This is a genomic window from Krasilnikovia sp. MM14-A1004, from assembly GCF_047159485.1.
In the GTDB taxonomy this organism is placed as follows: Bacteria; Actinomycetota; Actinomycetes; order Mycobacteriales; family Micromonosporaceae; genus Actinoplanes.
In genome coordinates this window covers 347,957-370,433 of the sequence record NZ_AP038773.1, presented here as the reverse complement: position 1 = coordinate 370,433, position 22,477 = coordinate 347,957, and the positions used below count along the sequence as shown (strand labels likewise).

The following is a 22,477-nucleotide window of genomic DNA, read 5'->3' as shown; positions in this document are numbered from 1 at the left end:
ATGCTGCGTTCCCTGTTCTCCGGCATCAGCGGCCTGCGCGCCCATCAGCAGATGATGGACGTCACCGGCAACAACATCGCCAACGTCAACACGACCGGCTACAAGTCCAGCCAGGCCGTCTTCCAGGACACCCTGTCGCAGATGGTCAACGCTGCCGGTGCGCCGCAGCCCCAGGCTGGTGGCACCAACCCGGCCCAGGTCGGTCTCGGTGTGCGTCTGGCCAGCATCAACGCGAACTTCAGCCAGGGCGCCGCGCAGACCACCGGCAAGTCCTCGGACATGATGATCCAGGGCGACGGCTTCTTCGTCGTCAAGAGCAACGGGGAGTCGCTGTACACCCGTGCCGGCTCGTTCACGTTCGACGGCAACGGCTCGCTGACCACCCCGAACGGCCAGATCGTGCAGGGCTGGACCGCGAACAACGGCGTGGTCAACACCGCGGGCGCGCCCGGTGACATCCAGCTGCCGATCGGCATCAGCCTCGCGCCGACCGTCACCCAGAACATGACGTTCACCGGCAACTTCTCGAACGAGGCCGTGATCGGCGACTACAAGGACATCCCGGTCAAGGTCTACGACGCAGCAGGTGCCGCGAACACCATCGTGGTGCGGTTCACCAAGACGCAGACCATCGCCAACGGTGACCCCGCCGAGGTCTGGCAGGCCGACCTGCAGGACGGTAACCCGCCGGTCGACATCGTCTTCAACAACGGCAAGGCGGTCGGCGCCCCGGACCCGATCACGGGTCTGGACACCGGCAAGCTGGCGCTGGGCCCGTACACGATCGACATCCACGACTGCACCCAGTACAGCGGTCTCACCGAGGCCCGGGTCAGCAACTCGGACGGTTCCGGCGCGGGCATCCTGAGCTCGTACACGGTGTCGAACACCGGCCAGATCGTGGGTGTGTTCAGCAACGGTCTCAAGCAGACGCTGGGCCAGCTGGCGCTCGCGAACTTCAACAACGTCAACGGTCTGGAGAAGATCGGTGACTCGATGTTCCGCAGCACGGTGAACTCGGGTCTGGCCCAGGTCGGCGCGGCCGGCTCCGCCGGTCTCGGCCTCATCTCCAGCGGCATGCTGGAAATGTCGAACGTGGACCTCGCCCAGGAGTTCACGAACCTCGTCATCGCCCAGCGTGGCTTCCAGGCGAACAGCCGGATCATCACCACCAGCGACGAGATCCTCCAGGAACTCGTCAACCTCAAGCGCTGACGTTGACCGGTGGACGGCCGGGACGGGCCAAGCCCCGTCCCGGCCGCCCGCATGTCCGGCCCCCCAACGGCCGGCGGCGCGGAGGCCCCCGCGCCTCGCACCCGGATCGCGACCCGGGCGCCCTAATTCAGACCTCCCGTATGTCCGATGGACATGTGACGGGCCACGGACGGCCCCGACCAGCCGCAACGCAACCAAGGACGGACTCGTGATCCTCGTAACCCGCCTCAACGGTGCCGTGTTCGCCCTGAACCCGGACCTTGTCGAGCGCGCCGACTGCACGCCCGACACGGTCATCACGCTGGTGGACGGCACCAAGTACGTCATCGCCGAATCCGTGCCCGAGTTCATCGACTCGGTCCGCCACTACCGCGCCTCGCTGATCGCCCAGGCGAGCCGGTTGGAAGAGGCCCCCGCCGCTTCCTCCCCCACCGACGACGAGCAGGACGCCGTGGTGCTCCCGCTGCACCGGAAGGAACGCTGATGGATATCGCCAGCCTCGTCGGCGTCGTCGTCGCGCTGATCATCGTCTTCACCGTCCAGATCCTGGAGGGCGGTTCCCCGGCGTCCATCATCCTGATCCCCTCGATGCTGCTGGTGTTCGGTGGCGCGTTCGCGGCCGGCATGGCGGGCGGGGTGCTCAAGGACGCGCTCAACTTCCCCAAGCTGATGCAGAAGGCGTTCCTCGCCAAGGTGACGCCCCCGACCAAGCTGGTCGACGACATCGTGAAGCTGGCCGAGCGGGCGCGGCGCGAGGGTCTGCTGGCGCTGGAGGACGCGGTCAAGACCGTCCAGCACCCGTTCCTCAAGCGCGGCCTGCAGCTCGCGATCGACGGCACCGACCCGGAGGAGCTGCACGACATCCTCCAGGCCGAGGTTGCCGCGAAGAAGAAGTCCGACAAGGCCGGCATGAAGATCGTCGAGGGCATGGGCGGCTACGCGCCGACGATCGGCATCATCGGCACGGTCATGGGCCTGGTGCACGTGCTGGAGAACCTCAGCAACCCGGAGACCCTCGGGCCCGCCATCTCGGCCGCGTTCGTCGCGACCCTGTGGGGCGTGCTCAGCGCGAACCTGATCTGGCTGCCGCTGGCCTCCCGGCTGACCCGTCTCTCCGGCATCGAGTGCGAGGAGATGGAGCTGATCATCGACGGCGTACTGGCGATCCAGGCCGGCTCGAACCCGCGCCTGGTGGCCCAGAAGCTGCGCAGCCTGCTGCCGCCGGAGGCCCGCAAGGCCGCCGAGGCGTCGTCCGGGAAGAAGGCGGCGTAGGCGATGGCTTCCAAGGGCGCCAAGCGCCGCCGGAGCGCCGGCCATGAGGAGCACGAGGAGCACGTCAACCACGAGCGCTGGCTCGTGTCGTACGCCGACATGCTCACCCTGCTGTTCGTGCTGTTCGTGGTCCTGTTCGCGATGAGCACGGTCGACAAGAAGAAGTTCGCCGAGCTCGCCGCCGGCCTGTCCGCCGGGTTCGGCGCCCACTCGGTCGCCTTCGACGGACAGACCTCGACCCTGGAGGGCAACGGCCAGAACACCCAGCTCGTCGAGATCGACCCGGGCGCCAACCCGGGCGACGGCAGCTCCGGCAAGGGCGAGCTGTCGCCGCAGCAGCAGAAGGCGGTCGAACGGGCCATCATCGCGGAGAAGCGCATCGCGGCGTCGAAGAACGCCCAGGCGGCGACGAAGGAAGCCGAGGATCTCAAGAAGATCGAACGGCAGATCGCGGACGCCCTGGCCAAGGCGAAGCTGCTCGACCAGGTGCGGTTCGTGATCGACCGGCGGGGCCTGGTGGTCACCGTGGTGACCAACGAGGTGGTCTTCGCGGGCAACCGCGCCGACCTGCAGCCGGGCGGGGCGAAGATCCTGGACGCGATCGCGCCGCCGCTGGTCAAGCTGCCGAACAACATCGAGGTCGACGGCAACACGAACCAGCTGAACGCCCCGACGACGTTCTACCCGAGCGGGTGGGAGCTGTCCGCGGCCCGCGCCTCCCGGGTGGTCCGCTACTTCACCGACCACGGGCTCACCAAGAGCCGGATGAGCGCGGTCGGGTTCTCCGACACCAAGCCGCTCATCGACCCGAAGGACCCCCGCTCGATCACCATGAACCGCCGGGTCGACGTCGTGGTCCTGACCATGCTGAAGCCCGACCAGGCGGCGCTGCTGCCCGCCGCGGCGGGTGCCGACGCCAAGCTGCACATCGGCCAGACCACGGCCGAGGCGAACGCCGTCCGGGACGCGCTCAAGGCGCCCCCGGCCACCACCACCACGCACGACTGACCACGACAGGAGGGGTTCGATGAGCGAGAAGGATGGCGCCGACGCGCCGAAGAAGAAGTCCAAGAAGAAGCTGCTGATGATCATCGTGGCCGCGGTCGTGCTGCTCGGCGGCGGTGCGGCGGGCGGGTACTTCATGTTCGCCCCCAAGACGGAGAAGAAGCCCGAGCCGCCCGTGAAGGGCGTGGTCGTGAGCATGGAGGATCCGATGACGATCAACCTGGCGAGCGGTCACTATCTGAAGTTGGGCTTCGCCCTGCAGCTGACCGAGGCGGCCGGCGAGGAGAAGATCGACACCGCCGAGGCCCGCGACCTGGCCATCAAGCAGTACACCGGCATGGACGTGGCGGTCCTGGAGACCGAGAAGGGCCGGGACAAGGCCAAGGACGACCTGCTGACCAAGCTCGAGCAGGCGTACGAGAAGGAGAAGACCCAGATCGTCATGGACATCTACTTCACCCAGTTCGTCACGCAGTGATCTCCGGATGCGCGGTCCGCTCCGCGGACCGCGCATCCGGCACACCTGTGCACAAAGCGACCCACGGGCTCAGTGGTTCGCGAAACGAGCCGATGAGGACGACGTGACCAACTCTGCGTCTGCGCCCGCGACCGGGCGGGGAAGCGCGCCGGCCACCGCGCGGGGCAAGATGTCCCGGCGCGGTTCCGGGGGACCGGCACCGTACGACTTCCGCCGCCCGATCAAGTTGTCCCGCGAGCACGTCCGCACGCTGCAGATCGCGTTCGAGACGTACGCCCGTAGCTGCGGCACGCTGCTGACCACCCGTCTGCGCGTGGTCAGCAGCGTGGCTTTGACCTCGATCGAGCAGCTGAACTACGACGAGTACGTCGCCTCGCTGGCCAACCCGACCGTGGTGGCCCTGGTGTCGCTCGACCCGCTGCCCGGCACGGTGCTCATGGAGATGTCCTCGGCCGCGGTGATGACGGCCATCGACCACATGCTGGGCGGGCCGGGCGGCCCCCAGCCGGAGCGGCCGCTCACCGAGGTGGAGATGCCGCTGCTGCGCGGCCTGCAGGAGCGGATGCTCGGCGAGCTGCGGTACGGCTTCGAGACGCTGGTCGACCTCCAGCCGAAGCTGCGGGAGATCGAGTACAACGCGCAGTTCCTGCGTGCCCATCAGCCGGGCGACGCCGTCGTGGTGGCGTTGTTCGAGATGAAGATCGGCACCGAGGAGTGCGTGGCCAGCATCTGCGTGCCGTTCAACACGATACTGCCGGTGCTGGAGAAGCAGGAGACGATAGAGCTGACGGCGGCCGAGCGGCTCACCCGCGACACCGCGCACCGGAACCTGAGCACCGGACTTTCCGCCGCTCCGATCGATGTTGCCGTCCGATTCCACCCCATTCGGATGCGTACCGATGACATCGTGGATCTACGCCCCGGTGACGTGGTGCCGCTGGGGCACCCGATCAGCATGCCGCTCGACGTGACAGTCAACGAAACCGTCTTCGCGCACGCCGTACCGGGTAACCAGGGCGCCCGGCTCGCGTGCCTCGTCGTGCCGTCGCCCCAGGAACAGTCGAAGGAGGTTGGCCGCCTGTGACCGCGCCCACCATCACCGAGCCGCAGCTCGCGCTGGCGCGCAGCGCCGCCGAGGCGGCCCGCGCCGTCCTGCCCACGAGTCGTGAGCTGGTTGTCGGCGTACCGGTCGCGGCCAGCGAGGACGCGCTGCCCGACGGGCAGGCGATCACCGCCCGGTTCAGCGGCGCGGCGACCGGCGACGTGGTCGTGGTCGTCGGCCAGGACCTGGCCGACGCGCTCAAGGAGAGCCCGCTCGGTGAGCTGGACCTGACCGCGGCGGTCCGACCCGCCCTGGAGGCGGCCTCCCGGACCTTCGGGCCGGTCGTGCTCGACCCGGGCCAGGTCATGGAGCCGGCGGTGGCGCTCAGCGCGCTCGCCGCCAAGCCTGGCGCGGTGGCGGTGCCGCTGCTCGACGGCGAGACCGTACGGGCGATCGTGGCGCTCGCGCTCAGCCCGTGGCCCGAGGAGGCCGGTCCGGGCGGCGTGCCCGCCCGCCGGCCGGAGATCGGCGCCATCCGGGGCGGCCTGGACATGCTGCACGACGTCGAGATGGAGGTCTCGGCGGAGCTGGGCCGGACCAGGATGAGCGTGCGGGAACTGCTGTCGCTGATCCCCGGCGCGATCGTGGAGCTGGACCGGGCCGCGGGCAGCCCCGCGGACCTGCTGGTGAACGGCCGCCTCATCGCCCGCGGCGAGGTCGTCGTCATCGACGAGAACTTCGGCATCCGGATCACCGAGATCGTCGCCCCGGGCAGCGAACAGGGGTAGCCGTCGGTGATCGAACTCGTCCTGCGGATCGGCTTCTCGCTGCTGATCGTGTTCGGTTTGATGTGGGGCCTGGCCAAGGTGGTCCGGCGCCCGCTGACCGGCCGCCACAGGACGCCCAACCTCGCCGTGCTCGATCGTCAGCAGCTCGCCCGCGGCGCGGTGGTCACTGTCGTACAGGTCGCCGACAAGGCGCTCATCCTCGGCGTGACCGACCAGCACGTGAGCCTGCTCGGCGAGACGGACCTGCTGCCGTTCGAGCCGCCGCCGCACGTGCACACGAAGAAGCGGGACCCCGTCTCGCTGGAGCCTGAGGTCATGGTCCCGCCGGTGCACACGAAGAAGCGGGACCCCGTGTCGCTGAAGCCGGAAGCCATGCTCGAGGACGTCACGCTCCCGGCCGATCTTGCGGTCAAGCACCGCGGCGGCCGGCTGGACGGCTCCGTGCTGTCACCGAACACCTGGCGGGCAACGATGGAGTTTCTTCGAGATCGGACGTCGAGACGATGATCCGCCGCGGGCTCGTACTGCTGCTGACCGGTCTGGCTCTGGCGCTCGCGCCGGCCGCCTCGGCGTCGGCCGCCCCACCCCAGCCCGCGCCGACCCCGGCCCCGACCGCTCCCGCACCGGCCCGGCACGCCCCCATGGTTCCCGTGGCCTACCGGGCGCCGGTCGCGCCGACCACCCCGGCCGCCCCGATCCCCCCGAGCGGCGCGGTCAACGTCAACGTCAACGTGAACGGCCAGAACCGGCCCGCCAACTCGCTGGTGATCCTGCTCGGCATCACCCTGCTGTGGGTGCTGCCCTCGCTGCTGGTGGTGTGCACGCCGTTCACCAAGGTCTTCATGGTGCTCGGGATCACCCGCAACGCGCTCGGGCTGACCAGCATGCCGCCGAACCAGGTGCTGGCCGGGCTGGCGCTGTTCATCAGCCTGTTCATCATGGGACCGACCCTGCAGCAGATGAACCAGCAGGGGCTGCAGCCGTACCTCAATGGCACGAAGACCCAGTCGCAGGCGTTCGAGGCCGGCATTCAGCCGCTGCGGGAATTCATGTTGAAGACGACCCGGCCGGACGAGATCGCGCTGATGGTGAAGGTCTCCGGGTCGGAGACCCCGGCCAACAAGGACGACCTGCCGCTGACCACGCTGGTGCCGGCGTTCGTGCTGTCGGAGCTGCGCGCGGCGTTCATCATCGGGTTCGTCATCTTCGTCCCGTTCATCATCATCGACATGGTGGTGTCCGCGTCACTGATGTCACTGGGCATGATGATGTTGCCCCCGGTGACCGTGGCACTGCCGTTCAAGTTGTTGCTGTTCGTGCTGGTCAACGGGTGGAGTCTGATCATCACGGCCCTGGTGGCGAGCTACGGATGAACTTCGACGCCCCGCTGGCCACGCTGCTCGCGGTGATGCTCGGATCGGTACGGGCGGCGGCGTGGTTGATCGTCAGTCCGCCGTTCGCCTCGCGGCTGATCTCGGCACCGGTCAAGGCGCTGTTGTCGGTGGGACTGACGATTCCGATGGTGCCGTACCTGACCGCGAGCCTGCCTCAGTTCACCGCCTCGGCGATCATCGCGAGCGCGGCCCTGCAGTTCTTCGTCGGCGCGACTCTGGGCTTCATCACGGCGCTGTACTTCGCCGCGTTGCAGGCGGCGGGCGACCTGCTCGACGTGTTCGGTGGTTTCACGCTGGCGTACGCGTTCGACCCGCTGTCGATGAGCCAGAGCTCGGTGTTCGGCCGCTTCTACAACCTGATCGCGATGACCCTGCTGTTCGCGACGGACGCGTACCAGATGATCCTGCGCGGCTTCCTGCAGTCGTACCAGACGTTGCCGCTGAACGCGTCGTTCTCGCTGGCCACGCTGGGCCGGGTGCTCACCGAGGGGGTGGGCGAGATGTTCCTGGCCGCGCTGCAGATCGCGGGCCCGTTGATCGCGATCCTGTTCCTCACCGACGTGGCGTTCGGCCTGCTCAACCGGGTCGCTCCCGCGCTGAACGCGTTCCAGCTCGGCTTCCCCGCCAAGATCCTTCTGGTGCTGACCCTGTCCGGGATCGCGATCGCCGCCCTGCCCCGCGCCCTGGACACCCTCGTCGACAAGGCGGTCGCTGCGGTCGTGCAGCTCAGCGGCGGCTGAAACCGGCCGAACGGGAGGACAGCAGACCCGGGAGGTGACGTGGCCGGCGAGAAGACCGAACAGCCCACCGCGCAGCGGCTGAAGAAGGCGAAGCAGGAAGGCCAGATCGGGCGTAGCCCCGACATCGGTGCCTGGGTGGGCATGTTGGCCGCCAGCGTCGTACTTCCCAAGACGCTGAGCAAAGCGATGGATCACTCGCGCGAGCTGATGGCCAAGATCCCCGCCACCATCGCGGATCCCGATCCGCACGTCGCCCTCGGCATCCTCAAGTCCGGGCTGATGAGCGCGTTCTGGACCGTACTCCCGCTGGCCCTGACGATGATGGCCGTGGGCATCGCCGCGGCCGCCGGCCAGGGCGGCATCCGGGTCGCCACGAAGCTGTTCCTGCCGAAGTTCAACCGGCTCAACCCGCTGCCCGGGATCAAGAAGATGTTCGGTCCCCAGTCGCTGTGGGAGCTGACCAAGGCCCTGGTGAAGACCGCCGTGCTCGGCGGGGTGCTGTACACCACGATGAAGGGCATGATCCCGCTGCTGCTGACGGCGGGCCGGCTCCCGCTGGGCACGCTGCTCGGGGTGGTCACCAACGGGGCGATCTCGGTGATCCGGGTCGCCGCCGTGGCGGGCATCGTGATGGCCGCGGCCGACTACTTCGTGGTGCGCCGCCGCACCAACAAGCAACTGCGGATGACCAAGGAAGAGGTCAAGCAGGAGCACAAGAACTCCGAGGGTGACCCGCACGTCAAGGGGCAGATCCGCTCCCGGCAGATGGCCATGGCCCGCAACCGGCAGATGGCCGACGTGCCGACCGCCGACGTGGTGCTGGTCAACCCGACGCACGTGGCCGTGGCGCTGCGCTACGACCCGGCCAAGGGCGCACCCCGGATCGTGGCCAAGGGCCAGGGCGCGATCGCCACGAAGATCCGTGAGCTGGCCACCGAGCACCGCGTCCCGATGGTGCAGGACGTGCCGCTGGCCCGCGCCCTGTACAAGGGCACCGAGGTGGGCCACGAGATCCCGGCCGAGTTGTTCGGCGCGGTGGCGAAGGTGCTCGCGTTTGTGATGAGCCTCAAGTCGAAGGGCTCCGCCGCCGGTATGCACCGCAACCCGCATGCAACCGCGGCTGCCGCCGCATAGGGGCCAATGTGGGAGATTTACTCACATCCCGTCCATAACCGCGAGACGATGGGCTCGCCAGGGCCCGGAAACTGCCGCTCAGTGACCGCGACGGACCGCCGATCAGAAGTACGCCAGGGATGGCGCGCCAGCAGGGCACGGATCGGCCCCGGACTTCCCACACTCGGAAGGTGCCGTGAAGAACAGGAACCTCAGCAGGTTCGCCGTACCCGTCGGGGTTATCGGCATCATCGTGATGATGGTCGTGCCGCTGCCGACCTTCCTCCTCGACCTCCTGATCGCACTGAACATCACCGCTGCCCTGCTGATCCTGCTGGTCAGCATGTTCGTGCAGAAGCCGCTCGACTTCTCTGTCTTCCCGGCGATCCTGCTGGTGGCCACGCTGTTCCGATTGGCGCTCAACATCAGCGCCACGAGACTCGTGTTGCGCGACGGTGACGCCGGCAAGGTGATCCACGCGTTCGGCAGCTTCGTGGTCGGCGGCAGTCTGGTCATCGGCCTGGTGATCTTCCTGATCCTGATCATCGTGCAGATCATCGTGGTGACCAAGGGTGCCGAGCGGGTCGCCGAGGTGGGCGCCCGGTTCACCCTCGACGCCATGCCCGGTAAGCAGATGGCGATCGACGCCGACCTGAACGCCGGCCTGATCGACGAGGCCGAGGCCAAGAAGCGCCGCGCCGAGGTCGCCGCCGAGGCGGACTTCTACGGCGCCATGGACGGTGGCTCGAAGTTCGTCAAGGGCGACGCCATCGCGGCCATCATCATCACGGTGATCAACCTGGTCGGCGGTTTCGCGATCGGCATGATCCAGCAGGGCATGTCCCCGGCCGACGCGATGAACCACTACAGCCTGCTGACCGTCGGCGACGGCCTGGTCTCCCAGATCCCGGCCCTGCTGCTCTCGGTCGCCACGGGTCTCATCGTGACCCGCTCGGCCACCACCGGCGACATGGGCACCAGCGTCAGCCAGCAGCTGAGCCAGAACAAGCTGGCCCTGCGCATCGGCGGCGGCGCGGCCCTCGCGCTGTGCGTCATCCCCGGCCTGCCGAAGATCCCGTTCCTGCTGGTCGGCGCGACCGTGCTGATCATTGCGCAGCGGGTGAAGGACCCGGAGCCCGAGGTCGAGATCGTCACCGCCGAGACGGACCGGCCGTCGCCGGACTCCCCGGACACGCTGATGGGCGAGATGCGGGTCGACCCGCTGGAGCTGGCGCTCTCCCCGGACCTCGTCGACCTCGTCGACGCGGGCGGCGGCGACCTGCTCGACCGGGTCCGCGCCCTGCGCCGCAAGATGGCCCTGGAGCTGGGCATCGTCATGCCGCCGGTGCGTACCCGCGACGACCTCGACCTGCCGCTGTCCTCGTACGCGATCCGGATCTCCGGGATCGACGCCGGCACCGGCCAGGCGCCGCCCGGCACGGTCCTGGCCATCGGCGACGGCCTGCAGGCCCTGCCCGGCCGGGCCGGGGTGGAGCCGGTCTTCGGCCTCGCGGGCAAGTGGGTTCCGCAGGAGCTGCACTACCAGGCCGAGCTCTCCGGCGCGACGGTCGTCGACCGCGCCTCGGTGATCATCACGCACCTGGCCGAGATCGTCCGCAGCAACGCCAGCCGCCTGCTGGGCCGCGAGGACGTGCGCGCCCTGACCGAGACGGTCAAGCGCACCCACCCGGTCGTGGTGGAGGAGCTGACGCCCGCCCTGCTCAGCCTGGGTCAGATCCAGCGGGTGCTGCAGGGCCTGCTGGACGAGGGTGTGCCGGTCCGCGACCTGGTCCGCATCTTCGAGGCGCTCTCGCTGCGTGCCAAGGTGTCGGTCGACCACGACGGCCTGGTCGAGGCCGCCCGCGCCGCGCTGGGCCCGGCCATCGCCGCCCAGTACACCGCGCATGGCCGGCTGACCGTCATCACGCTGGACCCGATCCTGGAGCAGGGTCTGCTGGAGTCGCTGCGGCCCAGCGAGACCGGCGCCTTCATGGCGATCGACGGCCTGAAGGCCGAGGCCATCGTCACGGAGGCCGGGCGCCTCGTCGAGGGCGCCGAGCAACAGGGGCTCAGCCCGGTGCTGGCCTGCTCCCCGCAGCTGCGGCTGCCGCTCATGCGCCTGCTGCGCGCCGGCAGCCGGAAGCTGCAGGTGCTGTCGTACTCGGAGATCTCCGGTTCCACCGCGCAGATCGAGACCATGGGGGTGGTGAACGGTGCCTACGCGGGTGTTGCTTGAGGGACCAGCCATCGAACCACTGCTGGCGCAGGTGCGTGAGGAGTACGGCTCCGGCGTGCGCATCATTTCCGCGGACAAGGTGCGTAGCGGCGGCTTCGGCGGCTTCTTCGCGAAGCAGCACTACGAGCTGGCCGTGGAGGTGCCCGACCCCGAGGACCGGCCGAGTGCCGAACCGTTCCGTCGGGCCCCGGCCACGACCATCGCCGACGAGCCCCGCGGCCTGGAGCAGCTGCTGGAGCGCGCCGAGTCGCGGGACCGGATCACCTCGGGTGGGGCACCCGCGGGCCACGGCGACGACGACGCCGGCAGCGGCGCCGCGTTCGCGCAGCTGATGGCGGGCCTGGACAGGACCGAGGCCGTGCAGGCGTCCGCCCGGCAGGCGGCCCAGGAGCGGCCGCAGGCGCAGACGGTACGGCCGTTCCGCCCGTCCGCGGCGTCCGGCTCGCCGGTCAACAACGGCGGCACCCGCGGCGCGGCGACCTCCGCCGGCCTCGGCACGGCCGCGTCCCGGATGGGCACGGCCGGCATGGGTACGGCCGCGTCAGGGTTGGGTACAGCCGCCTCGGGCATGGGCACGGCCGGCATGGGTACGGCCGGCATGGGTACGGCCGGCATGGGTACGGCCGGCATGGGTACGGCCGCCTCCGGGCTGGGTGCGCCCGCCATGGGGATGGGTGTGCCCACCGCCGAGAACCCGGCTGCCGTGCGTCCCCTGCCGCCGGTGCCCAGCCTCGCCGAACTGATGGGCGGCCTCGGCATGACCGAGGAGGAGAACGTCAGGTTCGAGCCGCGTACCTCCAGCACGCTCGCACCCACCCGCTCGGCCGCCGCCACCTACGGCATGAACCCGGCCTCGCAGGAGGTCGCCACGTACTCCGCCACGTCGACCGAGCTGCGCCCCGCGCAGAGCGACCCCGTGGTGATGAACCTGATCTCGGTGGGCATGCCCGAGCAGCTGGCCGCCCAGATCACCGGCGGCGACACGTACGCCGGGGTGCTCTCCGTGCTGGCCGCGCGCCCGTCCGCGCCGGGGATCCCGGAGGCCCCCGGCGACATCCTCGTGCTGGCCGGTGAGGTCGCGCACGCGATTCCGATCGGCAAGCAGCTGCTGCAGGAGATCGACCTGGACGCCAACCACCTGCTGTACGCGGGACCGTCGGCGGCCGGTACCGGCATGCACTCCTCCCGGGTGATGCACACCCCCGCACAGGCCGCCGCCCGCGCCGAGAAGCTGCAGTCCGCCGACAACGCCTGGGTCGTCGTGCTGGACGCCCCGGTCGGCGACACCGACCCGATCTGGGTCAACGACATGTGTGACGCGCTCGGCGCGACCGCGGTGTGGGCGGTGGTCGACGCGACCCGCAAGACTCCTGACTCCGCGCGGCACCTGCGTACCCTCGGCGACGTCGAGGCGCTGGTGGTGCACAACGTGGAGATCACCACCGACCCGGCGACAGTGCTCGGCCTCGACGTGCCGATCTACTCGCTGGACGGACGGCCGGCCACCCCGCACGCCTGGGCGGCGATGCTGTGCGCCCGGATCGCGTCCGACATCGTGCCGATGGCCGCGACGCCGCGCCGGGCGCGGGGCAGGTAACGGATGATCCGTCCGGCCGTCCTGCTGTTCGCGCTGCTGATGAGCGCGCCCGCGGTGTACCGGTACGTCAACGACGACATCGACATCTCGCAGGTGCTGATCCGCTTCCTGATCGCCGTGCCGATCGCCGCCCTGCTGCTGGCCGGCCTGCGCTTCGTCACCGCCGGATACGGCAAGAGCGCCGAGGCGGCCGCGGAGCCGGGCAAGACCGCCGAGGCCGGCAAGCCCGCACTGGGCGGTTCGGCCGACCCGGAGTCGGCCGAGCACCCGTCCTGAGGCACCGACCGGTCCCGCGCGCGGCGCGACACGCTGATCGCCCGTTTACTCCTATTGCAGACGTAATGTCATACGTTACCCCCGGTGTACCCATCCCACACCGGAGGTGAGCTGCCGGGTGTCCGGTGACCGTCCGATCATCGTCGTGGGCTGTCCCCGCTCCGGTACGACGATGCTCCAGCTCATGCTGCACGCCCATCCGCGGATCGCGATCCCGCCCGAGACGCGGTTCGTGCTGGCCGCGTACCAGGAGCGACGGGCTTTCGGGGATCTGCGGAACCCGGCGAACCGGTGGACGCTCGCCCGGTGGATCGTCGACCGTGAGCAGACCCGCTTCGCCGATCTCGGCGTGGACCCCGATCAGGTCGTCGCCGCCATCGTCGCCGGGGCGCCGACCCTCGGCTCCGCCCTGGCGGAGGTCTTCCGCCTGTACGCCGCCCGCTTCGACCGCCCCCGCTGGGGCGACAAGCGCCCCGCGTACCTGCAGAACCTCGACATGGTCCTGCGGCTGTTCCCGGACGCCCAGATCGTCAACATCGTGCGCGACGGCCGCGACTGCGTGGCCTCGCTCAAGGAGATGTCCTGGCATCGCGACGACCTGTACACCACGATCGCCGCGTGGGCCCGAGCGGTCGACGACGCCCGCCGCGCGGCCCGGCGTCTCGGCCCGGGCCAGTGGTACCAGCTGCGCTACGAGGATCTGGTGGCCGGCCCGGAAACCGAGCTGTCCCGGCTGTGCGGCTTCCTCGGCGAGACCTACGACCCCGCGATGTCGGAGCCGGGCCGGGTCGCCGAGATGGCCGTCCCGGCACACAAGACGTGGCACGAACGCACCCGCGGACCGGTGACGACCCAGCGGGTCCAGAGTTGGCAGCAACGGCTCAGCCCGGCCGAGGTGGCGCTCTGCGAGACAGCGCTCGGCGGGCGGTTGCGGGCGTGCGGATACGAGCTGTCCGGGGCGTCCCGGCCGGGCGGCGGTGAACTGCTGCGGTACGGCTGGTCGGCGGCGCCGCACCGGCTCGCCCCCGCGAAGCGGGGTCTGACCCGGGCGGCGGCCCGGCTGCGACCCGAGCCGTTGGCACACCGGGTGCCCCACGCGCGTTCGCCCCGGGCGTGAACCGGCGCGGTCAGGCGATCGACAGCGAGAGGGTGCCCTTGCCGTATCGAGCCACTTCGACGGTCAGGTCGAGGCGCTTGCCGAGGGCGAGCAGGTGCGCCCGGGCATCGTTGGGCAGGTCCATGCCCGGGTAGATGACCTGGTAGAGCTTGACGCGTGGCGCGCCCTCGACGTTGCTGAACACGCTGCTCAGCACATTGCAGAGTTCGAAGACGTTCTCGGCGAGGTTCGGGAAGAGCTTCTTCTCCTCGATGCTGTCCTCGGCCGCACCGGCCGGCAGCAGACCGAGAGCCGCGCCTGCGTTGGCGGCAAGGCTGAGTTCCATGCCGAGCACCGCGTACAGCTGCTGGGATGTGTCCGTGTAGATGGCGATGACCGCGGTGGGCAGGTCCGCGGCGCCGAGCGGGTTGCCGGGATTGACGCTGACCTCCCGGCCGAGGAGGTCCTCGAAGAGGTTGCGGACGGCGAGTGCGCCAGGAATAACCGAGGTATCGGACATGACCACATCATCCCAGGATTGGAGAGAACACCTCGTCGAATTGCTCGGCTGTGAATGGCTTGACGATGAAAAACAGTGATCCCGCCGCCTGGGCCTCGTCCTGCATCTCCTGTGTGCACTCGGACGTCACGAATCCGAACTTCACGTTGTTGCCCGCGGCACGCAGCTTGCGCAGAACCTCCACACCGGTCATCTCCGGCATGTTCCAGTCGGAGATGACGAGGTCCGGCTTCTCGCCCTGGGCCATGTCCAGAGCTTCCTTGCCGTCGGAGGCCTCGATCAGGTCGTGCCCGTCGAAACCCGCCTGACGGAGGGTGCGAGTGACGATCTGCCGCATGACGCGGCTGTCGTCCGCGATCAGAATCTTCACTCGCTCTCCTCCTTCTTCACGTCGGCACGGCTCTGCCACATCGAAATGGACACCGGCTCGCCGCCCCACAGGCCGTACAGGCCGGTGACCCGTTCGGCGGCCGGGTACTTCGTGGTCGACTCGGGCGCGAGCACGACCTGCGGCAACGACAGCAGCGCACCGGGCGGCAGCATCGCCTTCACGTTGCCACCGACGATGTTCGCCAGCTCACCGAGCACGTCGGTGAGGTCCTCTTCGCTCACCTCGTCCGGCTCCATGGCCAGGAATGCAGCGGCGGCACGGCGCGCGGCGGTCATCGAGGTGGCGTACACGACGTGTCCGCTCCAGGAGCCCGTGATGGAGACCGACGAGTGCACCTCGCACACCTGGGTGGCGTCCCCGGTGGCGATCAGCGGGTCGACCCCTTCAGGGTCCAGATACGACATCCAGACCTGCTCGACCATTTCGGCGAGCTCGGCCTCACTCACCACGACATCGACGCTCATGAGTTTGCTCCGGTCGGAACGAGGCCCAGCAGGGCCAGCTTCTCGATCATTGCGCCCTCCGTGAAGGGCTTGATGACATATTCGTGTGCACCCGCAGCCAGCGCGCGGACGATCTGGCTCTGTTCACTCTCGGTCGTGACCATGACCAGCGTCATTTCCCGCAGCCGCGGATCCGAACGGACCTTCGTCACGAACTCAAGGCCGTTCATGTTCGGCATGTTCCAGTCGATGAGGGCCAGCTCCGGCACCTCGTCCATTCCATTGAGCAGGTCGAGGGCCTCCTGGCCGTCGCCCGCCTCCACCGCTTCGAAGTTCAACTTCGCGACGATGCGCTTCAGGATCATGCGCATCGCGCGAGAGTCGTCGATCACCATGGCGCGCATCGCGTGCTCATCCCCTCTTGGCGGTACCGGCTGGCACCGCGGCTCGGATCTTGTAGGCGGACGTCCGACCGGCCGCCACTCGTTCGTAGTTGTCATCGATACCGATCGTCGTCTCGGCGGCTCCGAGGAACAGCCAGCCGTCCGGACGGAGCAGCTTGGCGACGTTGTGCAGCACCGACTTCTTCGTGGCCACGTCGAAATAGATGAGCACGTTACGGAGGAAAATGACGTCAAACGGCGGCATTGCCGGTAATGAAGCGGTCAAATTCATCAGTCGGAACGACACGTTGCGCCGCAATGTCGGCGCGACCCGCCAGTGCGTGCCGATCCGGTCGAAATATTGCACGAGTGTGGTTGCGGGCAGACCGCGGTTCACCTCGACCTGGCTGTATTCGCCCTTCTCGGCGCGCCCGATCATCTCCGTGGAGATGTCGCTGCCCATGATCTCGTAGCCCCAGCCGCTCGGCAGGGCCTCCTGCAGCGTGATGGCCAGGCTGTACGCCTCCTGCCCGCTGGAGCTGGCCGCCGACCACACGCGCAGCTTGCGCGCACTGGCCCGAGCCTGCACCAACTCGGGCAGGACCACGTCCGTCAGGGCCGTGAACGGCTCCCGGTCGCGGAACCACGAGGTCTCGTTCGTGGTCAGGGCGTCCACGATGCGTTGCTGGTCGGCGACGTTCGGGCGGCGTTGCAGCCCGGCCAGGAACTCGCCGACGCTGCCCGCGCCGAGCTGCCGGGCGACGGGGATCAGCCGCGCCTCGACCAGATACTCCTTGCCGGGCGCCAGCACGATCGCCGCTTCCCGCTTGACCAGCTGGGAAACGAACGCGAAGTCCGATTGTGACAACGTCATCGGGCCACCGCCGCGGAACGTCCGACCTTCAAGCGGCTGAGCAGGGCGGCCGGAATCCGGTCCAGCGGCAGCACCTCGTCGGCCAGGCCGGCCGCTACCACCGCCCCGGGCATTCCCCACACCACCGACGTCGCCTCATCCTGCGCCAACACCTCGGCTCCCGCCTCCCGCAACACCTTCGCTCCGACACGTCCGTCGTGCCCCATACCGGTGAGCACCGCCGCGTACGCGTTCGCCCCGTAGATGTCGGCGACCGAGCGGAACATCACGTCGACCGCCGGACGGCACGAATTCTCCGGCGGTGCACTGCTGAGCTGGGTCACGATCGCGCTGCCACGGCGCTGCAGCACCAGGTGCCGGTCGCCCTGCGCGATGTAGACCGTGCCCACACTCACTTCCATCCCGTCGGCGGCCTCGACGACGCGCAACGGGGTACTGCGGTCCAGCCGCTCGGCGAACATGCGCGTGAAGACCGGCGGCATGTGCTGGGTGACCACGACCGGCACCGGCAGGTCCGCGGGCAGCGCCAGCAGCACCTTGGTCAGCGCATCGGGCCCACCGGTCGAGCAGCCGACGGCCAGCACGTCCACCCGTCCGCCGGGCCGCTTGCGTACCGGCGCGGCCGGGCGGGCCAGCGGCGGCGCGGCCAGGCGGCTCGGTGCCGCCGGACCGGCGCCGCGCGGCGGCGTCGCGCCCGGTCGGGCCGGGGGCGGCGCGGGCCGGGCGGGCCGCTGCCAGCCCGCCAGCGCCAGGATCTTCGGCACCAGCTGTTCGCGTACGGCCGCGATGGACTGCGCGATCGAGCCGACGTTCGACGGCTTGGTGACGTAGTCGGTCGCGCCCGCGGAGAGTGCCTCCAGCGTGGCGCTGGCGCCCGCGGCCGATAGCGTGCTGAACATGATGACCGGCAGCTTCGGATGCCGTTTACGCAGCTCCCGGACCGCCTCGATGCCGTTCATCTGTGGCATCTCGATGTCCATGGTCACGACGTCGGGCTTGAGCCGGTCGATCTTCGCCTGGGCCAGCAGCCCGTTCGCGGCGGTACCGACGACCTCGATGTTCGGGGAATCGCCGAGGGCGTCCACGATGAGCCGACGCACGACGACGGAGTCGTCGACGACGAGCACGGAAATCATTCGGGCCACCCCCCTCTCACCCGAGCCAAGCCGGTCCCAGCGCCGCGATGACCGGCGCGAGCAGCCGGTGTGACGTGGCGGTGTCCAGCAAGTCCTTGACCACCAGCGCCTGCACGGCGCCGCTGAGCATGTTCCAGATCCCGCCGGCCCGGTCGGCCAGCGGGATCGCCGCGATGTCTATCGCCTGGACCAGCAGCATCTGCGCCGCCGCGGCCGTTCGGACCCGGTCGGACAGATACGCCGCCCAGGACGCCGAGTGCACCGCGGGCGACCAGCCCCCCGCGTTGCGCCGGGCGTCCTCGGCGGACTGCACCAGCCGGTTCAGGTCGGCGGGCCGGATCGAACGCAGCCGGTCCAGCAGCGACGAGATCGCATAGTGGTACGGGCCCAGGTCGATCGGCGCGCCCGTGGGCAGCTTGCGCATCGCGGCGACCCAGCCCGCGCCGAGCATCCGCCGGCTCTGGTCGTCCAGCACCTCACGGAGGTAGCTGGCGACCGCCGCGTCGCAGAGCAGCGCCGTGGCGGACGCCGCGGTCTCGCTCTGCGTCGCGTCCCGGCCGGTGCCCTCCCACGTCCACGCCATCACGTCGTACCGGATGCAGGTGAGCAGCGCGTCCACCGAACCGATCGGCGCGCGTTCGATCAGTGCCAGCGAACTCGCGTCGTTGCCGACCCCCTTGAGGGTCGGCAACCGTCGCGCCGCGCTCTCCACCTCGACCCACAACGGGCCGCGCACGCCTTCGTCCGGCAGTCGCTCCGCAAGCACCGGCAGGTCCCCGAGCTGGAGCTTCAGGGCGCGCAGGAGCACCTCGGCGGTGGCCGACCCGCCACCCAGGCGGGTCAGGTCGAAGCCGAGGACGGGAGCGCTGACCAGGCTGTACATCAGGTCGTAGCGCGGTACGTGTCGACGGCCTGGTTGACGTCCAGCGCCAACATCAGCCGCCCGTCCAGCTTGAACGTGCCCACCACGAGCTCGCGGGTGGGGCCGCTGAGCGTGTCCGGCGGCGGCTCGAACGCCTCGTCCTCGAGGTCCACGACCTCGCCGATGCGGTCGACGAGCAGGCTGACCGGCTCACGCTCCCCGCTGCCTCGGATGATGACGTTCATGACCGGGCCCTCGAGTGCCTGCCGGTTGAGGCCCAGCTGCACCCGCAGGTCGACCGCGGCGATGACCTGGCCACGCAGGTTGAACAGGCCACCGACGGCCGGCGGAGCCAGCGGTACGGGGGTGTACTCGTTGTACGAGAGCACCTCCTGGACGGTGTCCACCTCGACGCCGAACAACTGGTCTGCCACCTCGAAGGTGGCGAACTGACGACTCGCCATGTCAGGCCTCCACCAGCATCTCGTCGGTCGTGTCACGGTAGAAGTTGGGGTCGGCGGCGAGGATCGCGCGCCGCACGTCCAGCAGCTCGGTGACCCGCTGCTGGATCACCGCGGTGCCGACCAGGCCGTCCTCCTCCGCGTCGCGGCGGGCGGTCGTCTCGTTCTCGGCGATGTCGACGATCCGGTCGACCACCAGGGCCACGCTGCGCGGACCCTCGCTGTAGACCACCACCGGCACGGTGTCCCCCTCCGGTTCCTCGCTGTACGCCCCCAGCAGCTGCGACAGGCGCACCAGCGGGAGGATCTGGCCGCGGTACTGCACGACCTCGCGGGAGCCGGCCTGCTCGATGCGGTCCCGCGGGAACTCCTCGAGGCGGGTGACCGTGTCCAGCGGGATGGCGACCCGGCGCTCGCCGACCGCGGTGATGAGCAGACGCTCGCCCCGGTCGCCGCCGCCGACGGCGCGGGAGGCGCCGACGATGTTCTCCCGTTCGCCTTCCGCGCCCAGGTGGGAACGGCGGGCCAGCGAGGAGACGTCGAGGATCAGGCCGACCTTGCCGTCACCCAGGATGGTGGCGCCGGCGTACAGGCCGATGTCCTTCAGGCGGCTGTTGAGCGCCTTGACCACGACCTCTTCGGTGTTCAGGACCCGGTCCACGACGAGACCGAAGCGGCGGCCGTCGGCCTGCAGCACCATGATGTAGACGCCCTGGTCGCTGCCGACCTCGAAGCCGAGCGCGCGGTCCAGCCGGACCAGCGGCAGGAGCTTGCCGCGCAGGCGGTACACCGGCGCGCCGGAGGCGTACTCGATCTTGGTGCTGTTGCCGTCGATGAAGACCAGCTCCAGCACCGCGACCTGCGGCACCACGTAGCGCTGGTCGCCGCAGTCGACAGTGAGGGCCTGGATGATGGCCAGGGTCAGCGGGATGGTGAGCCGCCAGACGGTGCCCTGGCCCGGGGTCGAGTCGACGCTGACCGCGCCGCCGATCCGCTCGATGTTGGTCTTCACCACGTCCATGCCGACGCCGCGGCCGGAGACGTTGGTGACCTTCTGCGCGGTGCTGAAGCCGGGTTGGAAGACCAGCGCCATGATCTCGCGCTTGTCCATGGTGGCGACCTGGTCCGCGCGGATCAGGCCGTTCTCGACCGCCTTCTGCGCGATCCGCTCGACGTTGAGGCCGGCGCCGTCGTCGGCCACCTCGACCGCGACGTGCCCACCCTCGTGGTACGCGCGCAGCGCCAGGGTGCCCTCCGGCGTCTTGCCGTTGGCGACCCGGACGTCGGCGTCCTCGATGCCGTGGTCGACCGCGTTGCGGACCAGGTGGGTCAGCGGGTCCTTGACCGCCTCGAGCAGGCTGCGGTCGAGCTCCGTCTCCTTGCCCTCCATGACCAGCTGGACCTGCTTGCCCAGGCCGGTGCTGAGGTCGCGGACGACCCGGGGGAGCTTCGACCAGATGTGCTCGATCGGCTGCATCCGGGTCTTCATGATCCCTTCCTGCAGCTCGCTGGTGATCATGCCGAGCCGCTGGGCGCTGCGTACGAGCCCGGAGTCGCCGAGCTCCATGACGCCGCGGACGAGCTGGTTACGTGCCAGCACCAGCTCGCCGACCATGTTCATCAGGTTGTCCAGCAGGTCCACGTCCACGCGGATCGCGGAGTCCGCGACGCTGCGCTTGGGAGCCTGGGTCTGCAGGGCCTCGGAGACCGCCGCGGGGGCCGCCTTGCCCTCCTCCAGCAGGATCGTGCCGAGCTTGCGCTCGTCGCCCTCGAGCTGCTGCTGCAGCGCCGAGCTGACGTCGGACGGGCTGGTCGCGCCGGACTCGACGAGCATCTCGCCGAGCGGCTTGCGCTGCCCCTCGACCGGCTCGGGCGCCGGGCGGACCGGCGTCTCCGCCAGCGGGACCGGAGCCTCGGCGGGCGCCTCCGCCTCCACGGCGGCGGCCGGGGCGGCCTCCAGGGCGGGCGCCTCGGACTGCATCTGGGCGTGCACGGAGGCGATGATGCCGTCGACGTTGATGTCGCCCTCGGAGCCGCGGTGCTCGATGGCCGCCAGCAGCGAACGCACGCCGTCGATCGTGGCCAGCAGCGTCGTGATGGTCTCGGGCGTCACCGGCTGCACGCCGTCACGCAGTCGAGACAGCAGCGACTCACCCGCGTGCGCCAGCGTCTCGAGCCGCGTGAAGGCGAGGAATCCGCTGGTGCCCTTGATGGTGTGGATGGCCCGGAAGATACGGGCGATCAGCTCCCGCGAGCCCGGGTTCTGTTCCAGGGCGACGAGGTCCCGGTCGATCTGGTCGAGATTCTCATGGCTCTCCATGAGAAATTCGCCAACGATCTCACCAAGGTCTTCCACGGCCTACCTCCTGCTCGGGGCTTCCTGTTCCCTCATCGACTCCCGGGGCCGCCACCTGAGGACACCGCGTACAGCGCCCTCGGACGGAGTTCAGCTCTCCCCGCCCGGGCGCCGGTACCGATAGCCGAATCCGCGAACGGACTCGATCGGGGATTCGTCCGGGTCCGACCAGCCGAGCTTGCGGCGCAGCCGCAGGACCGCGAACTTGACGCGTTCTTGACCGATTCCGGTGGGGTCGTCCCATGCCTGGGTCAGCAGCTGGTTGGGCGACAGCACCGCGCCGGCGTGCCGGACCAGTGCGTTGAGCAGGCGGAACTCGGTCGGGGTGAGACGTTTCTCATCACCCTTGACGTACACCCGACGCTTGGTGGGGTCCAGGTGGACGAGCCCGTCGTCGTAGATCTGGCTGGCCCAGCTGTTCTGCCCGGCCGACGAGCGGCGCAGCAGCGCCTCGACGCGGGCCAGCAGCTCGTTGTTGGCGAACGGTTTGGTCAGGTAGTCGTCGGCGCCGCCGCGCAGGCCGCGGACCTTCTCGGCCTCCTGGCCGTGCGCGGTGAGCACGAGCACGGGTACGTCGGAGACGTCGCGCAGCCGTTCCAGCACCTGCCAGCCGTCCATCTCGGGCAGGCCGACGTCGAGCACCACGAGATCGGGGTGCTCCGCGTACGCCTCCTTGAGGCCGGTACGACCGTCTCCGGCGTGCGCGACCTCATACCCTGCCCGGCTGAACAGCAGCCGGAGGGCGAGCGCGATGTCCGGGTCGTCCTCGACGACCAGGAGGCGGCTCATGCCCTCATCC

The 22,477-nt window shown here is 69.6% G+C and carries 25 protein-coding genes; 15 read left to right on the top strand and 10 right to left on the bottom strand.

What is annotated here, in order from left to right; all coding sequences use genetic code 11:
- The 15 genes from ACMCNN_RS01785 (at nucleotide 1) to ACMCNN_RS01715 (ending at nucleotide 14,273) form a co-directional block, all read left to right on the top strand.
- A complete protein-coding gene (locus ACMCNN_RS01785; RefSeq protein ID WP_412744423.1) occupies nucleotides 1-1,215 on the top strand; it encodes a flagellar hook protein FlgE in 1,215 nt (404 codons plus the stop codon).
- Between the two features lie 208 nt (nucleotides 1,216-1,423).
- Entirely contained in the window at nucleotides 1,424-1,699 is a 276-nt protein-coding gene (locus ACMCNN_RS01780) for a flagellar FlbD family protein (protein ID WP_412744422.1), read from the top strand.
- Nucleotides 1,699-2,487, top strand: coding sequence for a motility protein A (locus ACMCNN_RS01775; RefSeq protein WP_412744421.1), 789 nt, complete (start codon nucleotides 1,699-1,701; stop codon nucleotides 2,485-2,487). Before ACMCNN_RS01780 ends, ACMCNN_RS01775 begins: the two co-directional genes overlap by 1 nt.
- A gap of 3 nt (nucleotides 2,488-2,490) precedes the next feature.
- Entirely contained in the window at nucleotides 2,491-3,495 is a 1,005-nt protein-coding gene (locus ACMCNN_RS01770; protein WP_412744420.1) for a flagellar motor protein MotB, read from the top strand.
- A 19-nt stretch (nucleotides 3,496-3,514) separates the two neighbouring features.
- A complete protein-coding gene (locus ACMCNN_RS01765; protein WP_412744419.1) occupies nucleotides 3,515-3,970 on the top strand; it encodes a flagellar basal body-associated FliL family protein in 456 nt (151 codons plus the stop codon).
- A 103-nt stretch (nucleotides 3,971-4,073) separates the two neighbouring features.
- The gene (locus ACMCNN_RS01760; RefSeq protein WP_412744418.1) at nucleotides 4,074-5,054 is read left to right on the top strand and encodes a flagellar motor switch protein FliM; all 981 of its coding nucleotides are present in this window, start codon (nucleotides 4,074-4,076) and stop codon (nucleotides 5,052-5,054) included.
- Nucleotides 5,051-5,800 (top strand): flagellar motor switch protein FliN, encoded by a 750-nt coding sequence (fliN, locus tag ACMCNN_RS01755; protein WP_412744417.1) that lies wholly within the window; start codon nucleotides 5,051-5,053, stop codon nucleotides 5,798-5,800. The genes ACMCNN_RS01760 and fliN overlap by 4 nt, the downstream gene beginning before the upstream one ends.
- Nucleotides 5,801-5,806: 6 nt before the next feature.
- Nucleotides 5,807-6,307 carry a FliO/MopB family protein gene (locus tag ACMCNN_RS01750; protein WP_412744416.1) on the top strand — a complete coding sequence of 167 codons (501 nt, stop codon included), beginning with the start codon at nucleotides 5,807-5,809 and terminating at the stop codon, nucleotides 6,305-6,307.
- Nucleotides 6,304-7,173: a flagellar type III secretion system pore protein FliP gene (gene fliP, locus ACMCNN_RS01745; protein WP_412744415.1), complete on the top strand. Its 870-nt coding sequence runs from the start codon at nucleotides 6,304-6,306 to the stop codon at nucleotides 7,171-7,173. The genes ACMCNN_RS01750 and fliP overlap by 4 nt, the downstream gene beginning before the upstream one ends.
- Nucleotides 7,170-7,934, top strand: coding sequence for a flagellar biosynthetic protein FliR (locus tag ACMCNN_RS01740; RefSeq protein ID WP_412744414.1), 765 nt, complete (start codon nucleotides 7,170-7,172; stop codon nucleotides 7,932-7,934). The genes fliP and ACMCNN_RS01740 overlap by 4 nt, the downstream gene beginning before the upstream one ends.
- A gap of 39 nt (nucleotides 7,935-7,973) precedes the next feature.
- A complete protein-coding gene (locus tag ACMCNN_RS01735) occupies nucleotides 7,974-9,068 on the top strand; it encodes a flagellar biosynthesis protein FlhB (RefSeq protein ID WP_412744413.1) in 1,095 nt (364 codons plus the stop codon).
- Between the two features lie 175 nt (nucleotides 9,069-9,243).
- A complete protein-coding gene (locus tag ACMCNN_RS01730; protein WP_412744412.1) occupies nucleotides 9,244-11,283 on the top strand; it encodes a flagellar biosynthesis protein FlhA in 2,040 nt (679 codons plus the stop codon).
- A complete protein-coding gene (locus ACMCNN_RS01725) occupies nucleotides 11,273-12,880 on the top strand; it encodes a hypothetical protein (RefSeq protein WP_412744411.1) in 1,608 nt (535 codons plus the stop codon). Before ACMCNN_RS01730 ends, ACMCNN_RS01725 begins: the two co-directional genes overlap by 11 nt.
- A 3-nt stretch (nucleotides 12,881-12,883) precedes the next feature.
- On the top strand, nucleotides 12,884-13,156 hold the full coding sequence (locus ACMCNN_RS01720) for a hypothetical protein (RefSeq protein ID WP_412744410.1): 273 nt from the start codon (nucleotides 12,884-12,886) through the stop codon (nucleotides 13,154-13,156).
- Between the two features lie 118 nt (nucleotides 13,157-13,274).
- Entirely contained in the window at nucleotides 13,275-14,273 is a 999-nt protein-coding gene (locus ACMCNN_RS01715; protein ID WP_412744409.1) for a sulfotransferase family protein, read from the top strand.
- A gap of 10 nt (nucleotides 14,274-14,283) precedes the next feature.
- Here ACMCNN_RS01715 and ACMCNN_RS01710 read toward each other — a convergent pair whose 3' ends face one another.
- From ACMCNN_RS01710 to ACMCNN_RS01665, 10 genes are all read right to left on the bottom strand, one after another.
- Nucleotides 14,284-14,772, bottom strand: a complete 489-nt coding sequence (locus tag ACMCNN_RS01710) for a hypothetical protein (protein WP_412744408.1) — start codon at nucleotides 14,770-14,772, stop codon at nucleotides 14,284-14,286.
- A gap of 7 nt (nucleotides 14,773-14,779) precedes the next feature.
- Entirely contained in the window at nucleotides 14,780-15,142 is a 363-nt protein-coding gene (locus ACMCNN_RS01705) for a response regulator (RefSeq protein ID WP_412744407.1), read from the bottom strand.
- Entirely contained in the window at nucleotides 15,139-15,627 is a 489-nt protein-coding gene (locus tag ACMCNN_RS01700) for a chemotaxis protein CheX (RefSeq protein WP_412744406.1), read from the bottom strand. Before ACMCNN_RS01700 ends, ACMCNN_RS01705 begins: the two co-directional genes overlap by 4 nt.
- Complete coding sequence (locus ACMCNN_RS01695; protein ID WP_130509406.1) at nucleotides 15,624-16,010, bottom strand: response regulator; 387 nt, start codon at nucleotides 16,008-16,010, stop codon at nucleotides 15,624-15,626. Before ACMCNN_RS01695 ends, ACMCNN_RS01700 begins: the two co-directional genes overlap by 4 nt.
- Nucleotides 16,011-16,017: 7 nt before the next feature.
- Nucleotides 16,018-16,863 carry a CheR family methyltransferase gene (locus tag ACMCNN_RS01690; RefSeq protein WP_412744405.1) on the bottom strand — a complete coding sequence of 282 codons (846 nt, stop codon included), beginning with the start codon at nucleotides 16,861-16,863 and terminating at the stop codon, nucleotides 16,018-16,020.
- On the bottom strand, nucleotides 16,860-17,999 hold the full coding sequence (locus ACMCNN_RS01685) for a protein-glutamate methylesterase/protein-glutamine glutaminase (protein ID WP_412744404.1): 1,140 nt from the start codon (nucleotides 17,997-17,999) through the stop codon (nucleotides 16,860-16,862). Before ACMCNN_RS01685 ends, ACMCNN_RS01690 begins: the two co-directional genes overlap by 4 nt.
- A gap of 16 nt (nucleotides 18,000-18,015) precedes the next feature.
- Nucleotides 18,016-18,882 carry a hypothetical protein gene (locus tag ACMCNN_RS01680; protein ID WP_412744403.1) on the bottom strand — a complete coding sequence of 289 codons (867 nt, stop codon included), beginning with the start codon at nucleotides 18,880-18,882 and terminating at the stop codon, nucleotides 18,016-18,018.
- Complete coding sequence (locus tag ACMCNN_RS01675; protein ID WP_130509410.1) at nucleotides 18,882-19,325, bottom strand: chemotaxis protein CheW; 444 nt, start codon at nucleotides 19,323-19,325, stop codon at nucleotides 18,882-18,884. Before ACMCNN_RS01675 ends, ACMCNN_RS01680 begins: the two co-directional genes overlap by 1 nt.
- A gap of 1 nt (nucleotide 19,326) precedes the next feature.
- On the bottom strand, nucleotides 19,327-21,642 hold the full coding sequence (locus ACMCNN_RS01670; protein ID WP_412744402.1) for a chemotaxis protein CheW: 2,316 nt from the start codon (nucleotides 21,640-21,642) through the stop codon (nucleotides 19,327-19,329).
- Between the two features lie 126 nt (nucleotides 21,643-21,768).
- Nucleotides 21,769-22,467 (bottom strand): response regulator transcription factor, encoded by a 699-nt coding sequence (locus ACMCNN_RS01665; protein ID WP_130509412.1) that lies wholly within the window; start codon nucleotides 22,465-22,467, stop codon nucleotides 21,769-21,771.
- Between the last annotated feature and the right edge of the window lie 10 nt (nucleotides 22,468-22,477).

What these genes read in the sequence shown, in the direction of transcription:
- ACMCNN_RS01675 (WP_130509410.1), bottom strand. Translation starts at nt 19,325, where the DNA reads ATGGCGAGTCGTCAGTTCGCCACCTTCGAGGTGGCAGACCAGTTGTTC.
- ACMCNN_RS01670 (WP_412744402.1), bottom strand. Translation starts at nt 21,642, where the DNA reads ATGGAGAGCCATGAGAATCTCGACCAGATCGACCGGGACCTCGTCGCC.
- ACMCNN_RS01775 (WP_412744421.1), top strand. Translation starts at nt 1,699, where the DNA reads ATGGATATCGCCAGCCTCGTCGGCGTCGTCGTCGCGCTGATCATCGTC.
- ACMCNN_RS01685 (WP_412744404.1), bottom strand. Translation starts at nt 17,999, where the DNA reads ATGATTTCCGTGCTCGTCGTCGACGACTCCGTCGTCGTGCGTCGGCTC.
- ACMCNN_RS01785 (WP_412744423.1), top strand. Translation starts at nt 1, where the DNA reads ATGCTGCGTTCCCTGTTCTCCGGCATCAGCGGCCTGCGCGCCCATCAG.
- ACMCNN_RS01710 (WP_412744408.1), bottom strand. Translation starts at nt 14,772, where the DNA reads ATGTCCGATACCTCGGTTATTCCTGGCGCACTCGCCGTCCGCAACCTC.
- ACMCNN_RS01680 (WP_412744403.1), bottom strand. Translation starts at nt 18,882, where the DNA reads ATGTACAGCCTGGTCAGCGCTCCCGTCCTCGGCTTCGACCTGACCCGC.
- ACMCNN_RS01740 (WP_412744414.1), top strand. Translation starts at nt 7,170, where the DNA reads ATGAACTTCGACGCCCCGCTGGCCACGCTGCTCGCGGTGATGCTCGGA.
- ACMCNN_RS01720 (WP_412744410.1), top strand. Translation starts at nt 12,884, where the DNA reads ATGATCCGTCCGGCCGTCCTGCTGTTCGCGCTGCTGATGAGCGCGCCC.
- fliP (WP_412744415.1), top strand. Translation starts at nt 6,304, where the DNA reads ATGATCCGCCGCGGGCTCGTACTGCTGCTGACCGGTCTGGCTCTGGCG.
- ACMCNN_RS01700 (WP_412744406.1), bottom strand. Translation starts at nt 15,627, where the DNA reads ATGAGCGTCGATGTCGTGGTGAGTGAGGCCGAGCTCGCCGAAATGGTC.
- ACMCNN_RS01690 (WP_412744405.1), bottom strand. Translation starts at nt 16,863, where the DNA reads ATGACGTTGTCACAATCGGACTTCGCGTTCGTTTCCCAGCTGGTCAAG.
- ACMCNN_RS01770 (WP_412744420.1), top strand. Translation starts at nt 2,491, where the DNA reads ATGGCTTCCAAGGGCGCCAAGCGCCGCCGGAGCGCCGGCCATGAGGAG.
- ACMCNN_RS01665 (WP_130509412.1), bottom strand. Translation starts at nt 22,467, where the DNA reads ATGAGCCGCCTCCTGGTCGTCGAGGACGACCCGGACATCGCGCTCGCC.
- ACMCNN_RS01765 (WP_412744419.1), top strand. Translation starts at nt 3,515, where the DNA reads ATGAGCGAGAAGGATGGCGCCGACGCGCCGAAGAAGAAGTCCAAGAAG.
- ACMCNN_RS01695 (WP_130509406.1), bottom strand. Translation starts at nt 16,010, where the DNA reads ATGCGCGCCATGGTGATCGACGACTCTCGCGCGATGCGCATGATCCTG.